Annotated in this window: 12 protein-coding genes and 1 tRNA gene; 1 reads left to right on the plus strand and 12 read right to left on the minus strand. The window is 64.2% G+C overall.

The window, feature by feature from the left end; genetic code table 11:
* Positions 1 to 15 precede the first annotated feature (15 nt).
* From AC0L2O_RS20480 to dapA, 4 genes are all read right to left on the minus strand, one after another.
* Positions 16 to 597, minus strand: coding sequence for a peroxiredoxin (locus AC0L2O_RS20480; RefSeq protein ID WP_473370969.1), 582 nt, complete (start codon positions 595 to 597; stop codon positions 16 to 18).
* Positions 598 to 601: 4 nt separating this feature from the next.
* Positions 602 to 1,075, minus strand: coding sequence for an SsrA-binding protein SmpB (gene smpB, locus AC0L2O_RS20485; RefSeq protein ID WP_409188367.1), 474 nt, complete (start codon positions 1,073 to 1,075; stop codon positions 602 to 604).
* 76 nt (positions 1,076 to 1,151) lie between these two features.
* Entirely contained in the window at positions 1,152 to 1,568 is a 417-nt protein-coding gene (gene mscL / locus AC0L2O_RS20490; RefSeq protein ID WP_409192861.1) for a large conductance mechanosensitive channel protein MscL, read from the minus strand.
* Positions 1,569 to 1,623: 55 nt separating this feature from the next.
* Positions 1,624 to 2,514 carry a 4-hydroxy-tetrahydrodipicolinate synthase gene (gene dapA, locus AC0L2O_RS20495; protein ID WP_473370970.1) on the minus strand — a complete coding sequence of 297 codons (891 nt, stop codon included), beginning with the start codon at positions 2,512 to 2,514 and terminating at the stop codon, positions 1,624 to 1,626.
* Positions 2,515 to 2,808: 294 nt separating this feature from the next.
* On the opposite strand from dapA, the gene AC0L2O_RS20500 reads away from it, so the two are divergent.
* Positions 2,809 to 5,220 carry a lytic transglycosylase domain-containing protein gene (locus AC0L2O_RS20500; RefSeq protein ID WP_473371033.1) on the plus strand — a complete coding sequence of 804 codons (2,412 nt, stop codon included), beginning with the start codon at positions 2,809 to 2,811 and terminating at the stop codon, positions 5,218 to 5,220.
* 172 nt (positions 5,221 to 5,392) lie between these two features.
* Here AC0L2O_RS20500 and AC0L2O_RS20505 read toward each other — a convergent pair.
* From AC0L2O_RS20505 to AC0L2O_RS20540, 8 genes are all read right to left on the minus strand, one after another.
* Positions 5,393 to 5,486, minus strand: a tRNA-Ser gene (locus AC0L2O_RS20505).
* A 320-nt stretch (positions 5,487 to 5,806) separates the two neighbouring features.
* Entirely contained in the window at positions 5,807 to 6,073 is a 267-nt protein-coding gene (locus tag AC0L2O_RS20510) for a hypothetical protein (protein ID WP_369723265.1), read from the minus strand.
* A 1,522-nt stretch (positions 6,074 to 7,595) separates the two neighbouring features.
* Entirely contained in the window at positions 7,596 to 9,098 is a 1,503-nt protein-coding gene (gatB, locus tag AC0L2O_RS20515) for an Asp-tRNA(Asn)/Glu-tRNA(Gln) amidotransferase subunit GatB (protein ID WP_473370971.1), read from the minus strand.
* Complete coding sequence (locus AC0L2O_RS20520) at positions 9,095 to 9,397, minus strand: hypothetical protein (RefSeq protein WP_409188365.1); 303 nt, start codon at positions 9,395 to 9,397, stop codon at positions 9,095 to 9,097. The genes gatB and AC0L2O_RS20520 overlap by 4 nt, the downstream gene beginning before the upstream one ends.
* Positions 9,388 to 10,863 carry an Asp-tRNA(Asn)/Glu-tRNA(Gln) amidotransferase subunit GatA gene (gene gatA / locus AC0L2O_RS20525; protein WP_473370972.1) on the minus strand — a complete coding sequence of 492 codons (1,476 nt, stop codon included), beginning with the start codon at positions 10,861 to 10,863 and terminating at the stop codon, positions 9,388 to 9,390. Before gatA ends, AC0L2O_RS20520 begins: the two co-directional genes overlap by 10 nt.
* The gene (locus AC0L2O_RS20530; protein WP_014494728.1) at positions 10,860 to 11,075 is read right to left on the minus strand and encodes a hypothetical protein; all 216 of its coding nucleotides are present in this window, start codon (positions 11,073 to 11,075) and stop codon (positions 10,860 to 10,862) included. Before AC0L2O_RS20530 ends, gatA begins: the two co-directional genes overlap by 4 nt.
* An 81-nt stretch (positions 11,076 to 11,156) precedes the next feature.
* Positions 11,157 to 11,444, minus strand: coding sequence for an Asp-tRNA(Asn)/Glu-tRNA(Gln) amidotransferase subunit GatC (gene gatC, locus AC0L2O_RS20535; RefSeq protein WP_473370973.1), 288 nt, complete (start codon positions 11,442 to 11,444; stop codon positions 11,157 to 11,159).
* A 77-nt stretch (positions 11,445 to 11,521) separates the two neighbouring features.
* On the minus strand, positions 11,522 to 12,598 hold the full coding sequence (locus AC0L2O_RS20540; protein ID WP_473370974.1) for an NAD(P)H-dependent flavin oxidoreductase: 1,077 nt from the start codon (positions 12,596 to 12,598) through the stop codon (positions 11,522 to 11,524).
* Positions 12,599 to 12,612: the final 14 nt, after the last annotated feature.

The following is a 12,612-nucleotide window of genomic DNA, read 5'->3' on the forward strand; positions in this document are numbered from 1 at the left end:
GGATCAGCCTCGCACTTAGGCCTTGGCAGGATTGGCCTTGAGCCAGTCCAGAACATCGCCGGCGTTCCGGTCGGGCGGGAACACCGGGTAGAACACCTGCACGATCTCAGCGTCGTCGATGATCAGCGCGAGACGCTTGATCAGCGTCAGACCTGCGACTTCCATGGTCGGCAGATTGAGGGCGCGTGTCAGCACCAGCTTCTCATCCGAGAGCACCGGGAACGGCAGATGCAGCCGCGACGCCATCTCGGTCTGGTAGGCATTGCTCTGCGTCGAGAGGCCGAACACCTGGGCAGCGCCCGCGACTTTCAGCTCGGCAAACAGATCGCGAAATGCGCAAGTCTGCGGGGTGCAACCGCGCGCGCCCGGGATCATGTCCCAGTCGTCGACCAGCGAGATCTTGCCTGGCTCGCCGGTGCGCGGATAGGCGAACACCACGGTGCGGCCGGAGAGCGCCGACAGCGTGACTGACGTATCATCGGTCGCGAGCAGGCTGATCGCGGGCAGCGTCAGGCCTCTCAGATGCGCGGCGCCGCCGTCATCGGCGGGTGCCGGGATCTTGCTCCAGTCGACCTCGAGCAGGTTTTTCTGATTCATCTCGCTATCCCCTCGCCCGCATCAGCCGGCCCTTCTCCCGGCTCCAGTCCCGCTTCTTCTCGGTCTCGCGCTTGTCGTGCAATTTTTTGCCCTTCGCCACCGCGAGCTGCAGTTTGGCCCGGCCGCGTTCGTTGAAGTAAAGCTTGAGCGGGATCAGCGTCATGCCCTCGCGGTCGACGGCACCCATCAGCTTGTTGATCTGCTTGCGATGCAGGAGCAGTTTTCGCGGCCGTTTGGGCTCGTGATTGAAGCGATTGCCCTGGAGATATTCGGGAATGGTGGCGTTGATCAGCCAGATCTCGCCATCCTTTGAATCGGCGTAGGATTCCGCGATCGTGCTCTTGCCGTTGCGGATCGACTTGACCTCGGTGCCGGTCAGCGCAATGCCGGCCTCGACCGTATCCTCGATGGCATAGTTGAAGCGGGCCTTGCGGTTTTCCGCCATGACCTTGATCGGACGTTCTTTCTTATCGGCCATCTTCGTTCAAAAACCCGGCAGAGAAACCCGATCGAGATGCGCGTCGGACGCTAACAGTTTGGATGAAGAGCGCGCGTCAAGACTTCTTGAGGAGATCACGGATCTCGGTCAGCAACGCCACCTCGGCCGACGGCTTCGGCGGGGCGGCCGGTGCCGCCTCCTCCTTGCGCTTCAAGGTGTTCATGGCGCGGATCACCAGGAACAGCACGAAGGCAACGATGATGAAGTTGATCGTGAGCGTCAGGAAGCTGCCCCAAGCCAGCACTGCGCCTTGCTTTTTGGCGTCAGCTAAATTGGTGGCGGTGACCTTCGCCGACAAGGGGGTGAAGTAGTTCGAGAAGTCGAGACCGCCGGTGGCGGCGCCAATCATCGGCATGATCACGTCGCCGACCAGCGAGTTGACGATGGCGCCGAAGGCCGCGCCGATGATGACGCCGACCGCGAGGTCGACGACGTTGCCCTTCATGGCGAAGTCGCGGAACTCCGTGAGCATCCGCCTGCCCTTCTCGTCGACCGCGCCCATGAAAGCTCCCCGAAAAGCGAACGTGTCAGTTGATCAGGCCAGCGTGCACCATGGCGCTACGCACGGCAATTCGCGTCGGCTCGGAGACCGGGACCATCGGCAGCCGCAGCGTCTCGTCCATCTTGCCGAGCAGCGACAACGCGTACTTGATCGGCGCCGGATTGCTCTCGATGAACAAATTGTTGTGCAGCGGCATCAGCTTGTCGTGCAGCTTCAGCGCAGTGGCATGATCGCCCTTCTGCCAGGCGATGTGAAACTCGGAGCACAGCCGCGGCGCGACGTTCGAGGTCACCGAGATGCAGCCATGGCCGCCATGCGCCATGTAGCCGAGGATGGTCGCGTCCTCGCCGGAGAGCTGGTTGAAATCCTCGCCCATCGCCGCGCGCTGCTGCGACACGCGGACCATGCTGGCGGTGGCGTCCTTGACGCCCGCGATGTTCTTCAGCTCCCACAACCGCTTCATGGTGTCGACCGACATGTCGATCACCGAGCGCGGCGGGATGTTGTAGATGACGATCGGAATCCCGATCGCGTCGTTGATCGCCTTGAAGTGCTGGTACATCCCTTCCTGCGTCGGCTTGTTGTAGTAGGGCGTCACCACCAGCACGGCGTCGGCGCCTGCCTTCTCGGCATGCTGGGCAAGCTCGACCGCTTCCGTCGTCGAGTTGGAGCCGGCGCCGGCGATCACGGGAACGCGCCCCTTGGCCTCGCCGATGCACCATTCGACCACCTTCTTGTGCTCGTCATGGCTGAGCGTCGGGCTCTCGCCAGTGGTGCCGACCGGGACCAGGCCGTTGGTGCCCTCGGAAATCTGCCAATTGACCAGCGAGCGGAATGCCGCCTCGTCCAACGAGCCGTTCTTGAACGGCGTGACCAAGGCAGTGAAGGACCCCCGGAATTTCGTCTTGGCTGCCATGGACTTCCTCCGTACGCGGCGAGATTTTAGAGCAAGCGCCATACATATCGGGTCTGTCCGGCCGGTAAAAGGCCGCATCCGCGTGACGCACCGTTTAAGCCGCGATTTTGCCGCGGTGGTGGTGCAAAGCGGTCCTCGGTAAGGGGCTGTTGGTATTTTGCCCGCATATTCAATCAAATACAGCCAAATCTTGTACAAGCAGGTCTGAGCCAGTTGACTGATTCGGGGCGACGTAACGCCGTGATCTTGTTTCCTCGTGCCGCGTGGCGATCCACCGGTCTGGTCGTTTGCCTGATGGCAGGGCTGTCGGTCGGCTGCGCCGCCTTGGCCAAGTCCAACGACAAATCCAACGAGACGACCGAGCAAGGGGCCAAGGACACCCCCAAGCCTGCCGTCAAGGACAGTGCGAAGGGCCCTGTCAAAGGATCAGCCAAGGGAACTGGCAAGGCAACCGGCAAGGGAACTGGCAAGGAAACCGCTAAGGAAGCAGCCAAGGAAGGCAGCAAGGGCGCGACCAAAGGCGCGGCCACCGCCCCGGCCAAGGATGCCGCCAAGACGGCCCCCAAGGCCGCCGGCAAGGAAAAGGACAAGCCCAAGCCTGCAGCAGCGGCGCCCACTCCGAAATCGCGATCGACCGCCAACGGTCCGGCCGCCAAGGCGGCGCCGGCGGTGACGGCCACCATCCGACCGGCCGCCCCAGCCGTCGCCAAGCCGGTCGCGGCTCCCGTCTTGGCACCGGCGACCCGCCAGCACGCCGCACCGCGCAAGCCGGTCATGCCAGCGGCCGTGGCTGCGACCTCCTCGACATCGCAAGCCGACAAGGCCACGCTGGAAAACGTCATCGAGCTCGTGCGCAGGCGCAGGCCGGGTGATGCCACCGACGCAGCAGCGACGATCTCGGATCCCGTCGCGCGAAAACTGACGGAATGGATCATCCTGCGCAGCGAGGACAATGGCGCCAGCGTTGAGCGTTACCGCGCCTTCCTCTCCGCCAATCCGAGCTGGCCGTCGCAGACCTTCCTGCGCCGGCGGCTGGAGGCGGCGATGTGGGACGACAGGCGCGACGATTCGGTCGCGTGGTCGTGGTTCGAGAACGAATCCCCGGTCTCCGCCAAGGGCCGCTTCACGCTCGCCAAGGCGATGCTGGCGCGCGGCGACCGCGCCAACGCCGAACGGCTCGTGCGCGAGGCCTGGCGCAGCGATCCGATGTCGGAGGAGACCGAGAACAACGCGCTCGACCAGTTCGGCGCGCTGCTCACGCCCGGCGACCAGAAGGCACGGATGGACACGCTGCTCTACGGCAGCGAGCACGAGGCGGCGCTGCGCGCCGCGAAACGTCTCGGCGCCGGCTATGTCGCGCTCGCCAGGGCCCGCATCGCCTCCTACAAGAAGGCGCCGAATACGCGCGCGCTGCTCGAAGAGGTGCCGCGCGAGCTGCACAGCGATCCCGGCTTCATCTTCAGCAAGATCCAGCTGCTGCGCCGCGAGGAGAAATTCGCGGAAGCCGCCCAGCTCATGCTGTCGGCGCCGAAGGATCCGAACCGGCTCTACAATCTCGACGAATGGTGGATCGAGCGGCGCCTGCTGGCGCGCAAGATGATCGACACCGAGGATTTCCGCAGCGCCTATCTGATCGCGCGCGACGCGGCGCTGCCCACGCGCGACATCTACAAGACCGAGCAGGAGTTCACCGCGGGCTGGATCGCGCTGCGCTTTCTCAACGATCCCGCAGCCGCCGCCCAGCATTTCGCACGCATCGGGGTCGGCAGCGTCAATCCGACCACACTGGCGCGTGCCGGCTACTGGCAGGGCCGCGCAGCGGAAGCCGCAGGGCGCCAGCAGGAAGCGCGCAACGCCTATGCCCGCGCCGCCGAACAATCGACCAGCTATTATGGCCAGCTCGCCCGCGCCAAGCTCGGCCTGCCGCAGATCGAACTCAACAGCCCGCCGCGCGGCCGTGGTGCCGAGCGGCTGGAGATCGTGCGCGCCGCGCAATTGCTGTACGAGCTCGATGAGCGGGAGCTGGCGGTGCCGATGCTCGCCGACATGGGCGAGAACGGCGATCCCGAGGCGCTCACCGGGCTTGGCGAGTTGGCCCAGCACTACAGCGACGCCCGCGGCATGCTGCTGGTCGGCAAGGCCGCGCTCAATCGCGGCCTGCCGTTCGACTTCTACGCCTATCCCGTCAACGGCATTCCGAAGTTCACCCCGATCGGTCCCGAGGTCGAGCGCAGCATTGTCTACGCGATCGCGCGGCAGGAAAGCGCGTTCAACCCGGCCGTGGTCTCCCCGGCGCAGGCCTATGGCCTGATGCAGGTGACGCCGGACGCCGCCCGCTATGTCTGCAAACGGCATGGCGCGACCTACGATATATCGCGGCTGAAGAACGATGCGGCCTACAACGCCACGCTCGGCTCGGCCGAGCTCGGCGGACTGCTCGAGGATTATCGCGGCTCCTACATCATGACCTTCGCGGCCTACAATGCCGGCCGCGGCAGCGTGAAGAAGTGGATCGACCGTTACGGCGACCCGCGCGACCCGAAGATCGACGCGGTCGACTGGGTCGAGCTGATCCCGTTCTCCGAGACCCGCAACTACGTGCAGCGGATCATGGAGAACCTGCAGGTCTACCGCGCCCGTTTCGGCGGCGGCACGCGGCTGCAGATCGAGGCCGATCTGCGCCGCGGCGCCGGCAGCGTGGAATAGCCGCGTCCCTCCCCCCGTTTGTCGGCAGCGACCGCTCCGGGGCTGGAGCGCAACGTTTTTCGTCGACGGATGTTGAGACGGGCCGCTGCCTGACTTGAGTCGGGGCACAGCATTGCTGGCGGCAGCACACGAGTCGGAAAAGCGGAACTAAATCAAATGCTTGATTGGGGGCTGGCGGAGACGGAGGGATTCGAACCCTCGATAGGCCTTTACAAGCCTATAACGGTTTAGCAAACCGCCGCCTTCAGCCACTCGGCCACGTCTCCAATATGCGCGGTATGCCCGACCCGGCGGCGAGCCGCAAGCGGCAGAATTGAGGATGTCGCGTTCTTTCACCTGAAAGCCGGCATCGCGAGGGCCGCCCGGGCCCGGCGCAAGGATCTCAGTGTCAGCCGGGCAGCCCCGACCTGCGCCGGCATGGAAAGGTCCAGGTCTCAAGGTCCGCAGCCCAAGGGTTCGACGCAGAATGCGCGTCCTGCGCGCCGCCCGAGTTCCAGCTCGCGTTGAAGGGGCGCCACTGGCCAGCCGTGAATGACGTGGCCTCGCGCGAATTCTCCGGCGCGATTTCCCAGGTACGATTCGCCGCTCAGTGCGCGGACACCCACGCCCGCGCCTCGCGCTGAGCGGCCGAGATCTCGCTATCCGACATCTGCCCGGCCACTTCCTGGCGCAGCGTGACGGCGTCCTTGCGGCCCTTCAGCGCGGCGAGGTTGAACCATTTATGCGCGGCGACGAGATCGACCAGGCCGGAACGGCCGCTCGCCCAATACATCCCGCGCTCGAACAGCACGTCCGACAGCGCGCTCGTGTCGATCGCCGTCGCCGTCTCCAGATCGAAAGTACCCTGAAACATCACGCATCCCCTTTTTTCTTATGCCGCCTCGCCCCCCGAGCGCGGCTCCCGTCCATCTCTGATTTGCCTGATCCAATCTGGATCAAGCGCTGTTCAACTCATCCCCGAGTTCTTTTTCGTTCGTGCCGTTTGCCGGCTTGTTGGAGACGATGATGGCGGGCAAATTTGAATGGCAGTTTAAGCATCGCGATGAAGCAGACGTAAACGCGACAGCGCGGCGCGCGCGGGTCGAATGCGAAAAGTCCCCGCTTTGCAGGCACTTCTGGGATTGGTCAGATTTGGTTTACCGCGTGATCTTGGGAGAACGATAACCATCGCGCACGGAGGCTGGCCAGGCCCATCTGTCATTCGCCGCCCAGGCGGGGAATCCAGGACGCCGCAGTTCGTCGGTGCAGCCACTGCCGTCTCGGCGTACTGGATCGTCCGGTCGGAGCCGGGCGATGACAGCGCGAATGGAGAAGCGCCGCGCAAGCAGCGCACAATCGGGCCGCAGCCCTCGCCTGGCCAAAGCCAGGACGGTGAAGACAGCGCGACCACGTCACGGTCAGATCAGCAATGTTGGGAAAGGAATGCCGGCAATGCCCCGGCTTCAAGGGAACGAGGGCGTCGGCGAACACGTCAGGACCAGATTCCACTTTGACCGCGAGGCTACTCGTGAAATTGCGGAGCCGGAATACCGGAGCCGCACCGAACGAAGAAAACTTGTTTCTTCTGCCGGACCGGACTTTGGCGAGCGAACCCGCGAAAGAGAACGATCCGACCGTTGACCTGATGTCTCGCCGACACCCTCTATCGTCGACCAGAACCTGTTGAGAGGCGCTGATGACGTGCCGGCTCTCTAGGAGCCGGCAACTTCAGAAGCGAAGTTACTTCTTCTTCTTGGCGACCTTGCGGGTCTTCTTCGCAGTCTTCTTCACTGCGCTCTTCGCCTTCTTCGCCTTCTTTGCTTTCTTGGCCATGTTGCCCTCCGATGTGTGAGATGGCTTTAATCGCTGCGCGCATTCGGGGATCGAATGCACTCATCCCGAATACACCAACACGACGAAAAAAACATCTTCTCACTTAAGGAAGTGTTGACGGAGCAGAGCGCCTGCACTTGGCGAGCGCGATGCAAGTGCGCGCAGAGACATGCGTTCGCGATCGCGCGGAGCGGTCATTGCATCGATGTCGGCAACAGTAGCGACTGCAAAAAAACTCTATGCAGCAAGTATTTTTCTGCACTTGCGCATGATGCGTGATCAACGCGGTGGCGTACGCCGCGAATAGCCCGATCGCTTCGCGGAGGCGCTTCGCGGACTCTGAGTCGCGGTTTTTGGCAACGAAAATATTTTCATGCTTAACGCCGCGAGCGCTCGTCGGAGCGCGCGCAAGCCGCCGTTTTGCGCGAATCGCGTCACGGCGATTCGGTCGCCGCCGCGTGGTTCAATGGGATGACGTTGGCCGCCGATGACGCGCGCGCGTCGCGTCTCGAGCTGAAGCGAGGCGACGAAGATCGTCCATCACCTCGTCCGAACGCGTGACGTCAGATGCCGAGCTTGGACTTGAGCAGGTCGTTGACGCTCTGCGGGTTGGCCTTGCCGCCCGACGACTTCATGACCTGGCCGACGAACCAGCCGAGCGACTGCGGCTTGTCCTTGACCTGCGCGGCCTTGTCGGGATTGGCCGCGATGATGTCATCGACAACCTTTTCGATCGCCGAAAGATCCGTGACCTGCCTTAGGCCCCGTGAATCTACGAGATGCTGGACATCATCAAAGGTAAAAATCTTCGTTGGCGCCGAACTATCGGTATTGGTGTCCCAAGTAATCTCGTAGATTTCCTTGGCAATCTTACCCGAAATCACCCGCCGATAGACCAGAGACACGATTGCGCCGTTCGCCGCGGGCGGGATGGGGCTATTCTCGATGGAGTAGCCCTCCTTGTTGAGCCTTCCCAGATGCTCGTTGATCAACCAGTTCGCTGCAATCTTCGGATCGTCACTCTTGGCAATCATATCCTCGAAATAGCCAGCCAACGGAGGTTCGCTGACGATCACTCCGGCCACGTACGGCGGAAGGCCGAAGTCCTTAATGAAGCGCGCCTTCTTCTGATCCGGCAGCTCCGGCAGCTTCGCCTTCAGCTCGTCGACGAACGTCTGGTTGAACTCCAGCGGCAGCAGATCCGGATCGGGGAAGTAGCGGTAGTCATGCGCCTCTTCCTTTGAGCGCATCGAGCGCGTCTCGCCCTTGTTGGGATCGTAGAGCCGCGTCTCCTGGTCGATGGCGCCGCCCTCCTCGAGGATTTCGATCTGGCGCCGCGCCTCGTGCTCGATCGCCTGGCCGATGAAGGTGATCGAGTTCATGTTCTTGATCTCGCAGCGGGTGCCGAGCGGCGCACCGGGCTTGCGCACGGAGACGTTGACGTCGGCGCGCAACGACCCCTTCTCCATGTCGCCGTCGCAGGTGCCGAGATAGCGCAGGATCGAGCGCAGCTTGGTCACATAGGCCTTGGCCTGCTCGGCATCGCGGATGTCGGGCTTGGACACGATCTCCATCAGCGCCACGCCGCAGCGGTTGAGATCGACATGGGACATCGTCGGCGACCGGTCGTGCAGCAGCTTGCCGGCGTCCTGCTCCAGATGCAGCCGCTCGATGCCGATGGTCGCAGTCTTGCCGCCGTCGAGCTCGACGATCACCTCGCCCTCGCCCACGATCGGCGACTTGTACTGGCTGATCTGGTAGCCCTGCGGCGAGTCCGGATAGAAATAGTTCTTCCGGTCGAACACCGAGCGCAGGTTGATCTTTGCGTTCAGCCCCAGCCCGGTCCGGACAGCCTGTCTGACGCATTCCTCGTTGATGACAGGCAGCATGCCCGGCATCGCCGCGTCCACCAGCGACACATGGCTGTTCGGCTCGCCACCGAACCCAGTGGAGGCGCCCGAGAACAATTTTGAGTTCGTGGTCACCTGGGCATGGATCTCCATGCCGATGACCATCTCCCAGTCACCGGTTGCGCCCTTGAGAAGCTTGTGCGTGGCCGTGTTCATGTCTTGCTCCCGAGCAGCGTGGCAGCGATCCGCTCCCACTCCGCCTGCAATGAATCCTTTGCCGCAGGCTGGCCGGCCTGGCGATACCAGTAGCCGGCATTGCCGAGGTCGCCTTCGACGCGGTGCAGATAAGCGTGCACCCAGGCGGCCTCACGGCTGCTCTCGTCCTGGACAATCTTGTGCGCCTGGTCCCAGTCGCCCTTGGCGGCCCACCAGAGACCGGCAAGCGGCGCGCTGAGATCCGGCGCAGGCGAAGCGCCGTCGAGGCTGGCGATGTAGGCCGCCAGCGTCACCACCACCGCTCCGGCGTGTAGCGCCCGGCCGCCTGCTCGATCGCTTCGCCAAGCGAGAACAGCGTCTCCTCGTCGAAGGGACGGCCGATCAGCTGAAGCCCGAGCGGCAGCCCCTGCGCGTCCTTGCCGGCGGGCACCGCGATGCCCGGCAGGCCCGCCATGTTCACGGTGACCGTGAAGATGTCGTTGAGATACATCTCGACCGGATCGGCGCCGCCCTTCTCGCCGATGCCGAAGGCCGCCGACGGCGTCGCGGGGGTGAGGATCGCGTCGACGCCCTTGGCGAAGCAATCCTCAAAATCCTTCTTGATCAGCGTGCGCACCTTTTGCGCGCGCAAATAATAGGCATCGTAATAGCCGGCCGACAGCACATAGGTGCCGATCATGACGCGCCGTTTCACCTCCGCGCCAAAGCCTTCGGCGCGGGTGTCCTCGTACAGCTCGTTGATGTTCCTGCCCTGCTCGCGCAAGCCGTAGCGTACGCCGTCATAGCGCGCGAGGTTGGATGAGGCCTCCGCCGGCGCCACGATGTAATAGGCCGGCAGCGCGTACTTCGTGTGCGGCAGCGAGACCTCGACGAGTTCGGCGCCGGCCGCCTTCAGCCAGTCCGCGCCCTCGCTCCAGAGCTTCTCGATCTCGGCCGGCATGCCGTCGAGACGATACTCCCTCGGGATGCCGATCTTCATGCCCTTCACGGACTTGCCGATCGCAGCCTCGTAATCCGGCACCGCAATGTCGACCGACGTGGTGTCCTTCGGATCGTGGCCGGCCATCGAGCGCAGCAGCATCGCGCTATCCCGCACGCTGCGCGCGATAGGGCCGGCCTGGTCGAGCGAGGAGGCAAAGGCGACGATGCCCCAGCGCGAGCAGCGGCCATAGGTCGGCTTGATGCCGACCGTCGCCGTGAATGCCGCCGGCTGGCGGATCGAGCCGCCCGTATCGGTCGCAGTCGCGCCCATGCACAAGAGCGCAGCCACCGCCGACGCCGAGCCGCCGGACGAGCCGCCCGGCACCAGCGTCGTGTTGGAGCCGTCGCGCCGCCAGGGATTGGCGACGGGGCCGAAGCACGAGGTCTCGTTCGACGAGCCCATCGCGAACTCGTCATTGTTGAGCTTGCCGAGCATCACGGCGCCGTCGCGCCAGAGCTGCGAGGTGATGGTGGACTCATAGGTCGGCACGAAATTGCCGAGGATCTTCGAGCAGGCCGTGGTGCGCACGCCCTTGGTCGCGAACAGATCCTTGATGCCGAGCGGGATGCCGGCGAGCGGGCCGCCGTCGCCCTTGGCGATCTTGCCGTCCGCCTCACGCGCCATGGCGCGCGCCTGGTCCGGCGTCTCCATGACGAAGGCGTTGAGCACGCGGGCGGCTTCGATCGCGGACAAATGCGCGTCGGTCAGCTCGAGTGACGTGAAAGTCTTGGCCGCGAGGCCCTTGCGGGCCTCCGCGAGCGTCAGCGATGTCAAATCGGTCATTTATTGATCGGGCTGCAGAAGAACGGGGACAGGGTCTTGTCGTTGGCCGGGTCGTCTTTTTTCTTGGCAGCGGCGTTCGCAGCGGCCTCGATCTCGTCGAGCACGGCATTGACGGCGACATTGGGATCGGCGGCCTTGCCCTGCCGCTCCATCTTGTCGAGGTAGTTCATGTAGGCCTGATAGGCCTTCTCGTCGTCGCAAAGCATGCACATCGGACAGCGTCCTGAATTGCTCTTCTGTTTGACGCGTTTTCTTGACGCGAACCGGGATCCACTTCGCTCGAAAACGCTATGTCACTCGACAACCTTGGGCACCAGGAAGAAGTGACCTTCGGTCGCGGGCGCGTTGGCAACGATATCGTCGGCGATCTCGCCGTCATTGACCACGTCGGCCCGCTTCTTCATCTGCATCGGGGTGACCGAGGTCATCGGCTCGACGCCCTCGACATTGACCTCCGAGAGCTGCTCGACAAAGGCAAGCATGGCGTTGAGCTCGCCCTGCAGGTGCGGAACTTCGTGATCCCGAACGGCAATGCGCGCAAGATGCGCGATGCGGCGGACGGTGGCAGCGTCGACTGACATTATATGGGGCCTCGGACGGCAAAAACCTATCCGCCGTATAGCAGAGGCCGCTTTTGCGCCGCAACCGGCGCTGGGAACTAGCCAGCCATCTGGCGGAGGCGGGCCAGCGCCGATTTGGCGAGGTCCCGGGTCAATTCGGCCGCCGGGACCTCGCGGCCCAGGGCAACAGCCTGGCCGGCCCAGAGATTGGTGAAATCCACCCTGCCCTGCTTTTCGGCAGCCGCCTTCAGTGGTCCCAGCGCCGTCGCCGCATGCGGAAATGCGGGTGCGTCCGCCGAAATCGGGCCAACCTCGCGCATCACGCGGTTCTGCACGCCGCGGGCGGGCCGACCGGTCATGACATTGGTGATGACGGTGGAATCATCCCGCGCCTCGGCGAGCGCCTTGCGGCCGCCGGGTGTAACCTTGGATTCCGGACAGCGCAGATAGGCACTGCCGATCTGGACACCGGCCGCGCCCAACGCGAAGGCGGCCGCGATGCCGCGTCCGTCCGCGATGCCGCCCGCCGCAATCACGGGCACCTTCACCGCGTCGACCACCTGCGGCACCAGCGCAAAGGTGCCGGGCTGCTCGCCGATGTTCTCGGTCAGGAACATGGCGCGATGGCCGCCGGCTTCCGCACCCTGCGCGATCACGGCATCGGCGCCGTGCTGCTCGAGCCAGACCGCTTCCTTCACCGTCGTCGCCGAGGAGATCACGAGACAGCCGGCCGCCTTGACCCGCTTGAGCAGCGCCTGATCCGGCAGTCCGAAATGGAAGCTCACGACCTCCGGCTTCAACTCCTCGACGACCTCGCAGAAGCCCGTGTCGAACGGTGCGCGGTTCGCCGCATTGATCGGCGCGGCCGGATCGAGGCCGAGCTCGCTGTAATAGCCGGTAAGACGCGTCTTCCAGCGCGCTTCCGCCGCCGCCTCGAGCGCGACCGGCGTGTGGCAGAAGAAGTTCATGTTGACGGGAGCCCGGACGCGCTGGCGGATGATGTTGACCTGCTCGCGCGCCTTTTCGGGCGACAGCATCGCGCTTGGCAGCGAGCCGAGCCCGCCGCCTTCCGCGACGGCGATCACCAGCTCCGCATCCATCACGCCGGCCATCGGCGCCAGCACGATGGGCAATTCGGTCTTGAAGAGATCGATCAGTCGACGGTCAGGCCACATGGTTTTGTCTCTCG

It is taken from the genome of Bradyrhizobium sp. Kon10 (assembly GCF_055807395.1).

Coding starts and splice junctions, on each gene's coding strand:
- AC0L2O_RS20480 (WP_473370969.1), bottom strand. CDS start 597: ATGAATCAGAAAAACCTGCTCGAGGTCGACTGGAGCAAGATCCCGGCA.
- smpB (WP_409188367.1), bottom strand. CDS start 1,075: ATGGCCGATAAGAAAGAACGTCCGATCAAGGTCATGGCGGAAAACCGC.
- mscL (WP_409192861.1), bottom strand. CDS start 1,568: ATGCTCACGGAGTTCCGCGACTTCGCCATGAAGGGCAACGTCGTCGAC.
- dapA (WP_473370970.1), bottom strand. CDS start 2,514: ATGGCAGCCAAGACGAAATTCCGGGGGTCCTTCACTGCCTTGGTCACG.
- AC0L2O_RS20500 (WP_473371033.1), top strand. CDS start 2,809: ATGGCAGGGCTGTCGGTCGGCTGCGCCGCCTTGGCCAAGTCCAACGAC.
- AC0L2O_RS20510 (WP_369723265.1), bottom strand. CDS start 6,073: ATGTTTCAGGGTACTTTCGATCTGGAGACGGCGACGGCGATCGACACG.
- gatB (WP_473370971.1), bottom strand. CDS start 9,098: ATGAACACGGCCACGCACAAGCTTCTCAAGGGCGCAACCGGTGACTGG.
- gatA (WP_473370972.1), bottom strand. CDS start 10,863: ATGACCGATTTGACATCGCTGACGCTCGCGGAGGCCCGCAAGGGCCTC.
- AC0L2O_RS20530 (WP_014494728.1), bottom strand. CDS start 11,075: ATGTGCATGCTTTGCGACGACGAGAAGGCCTATCAGGCCTACATGAAC.
- gatC (WP_473370973.1), bottom strand. CDS start 11,444: ATGTCAGTCGACGCTGCCACCGTCCGCCGCATCGCGCATCTTGCGCGC.
- AC0L2O_RS20540 (WP_473370974.1), bottom strand. CDS start 12,598: ATGTGGCCTGACCGTCGACTGATCGATCTCTTCAAGACCGAATTGCCC.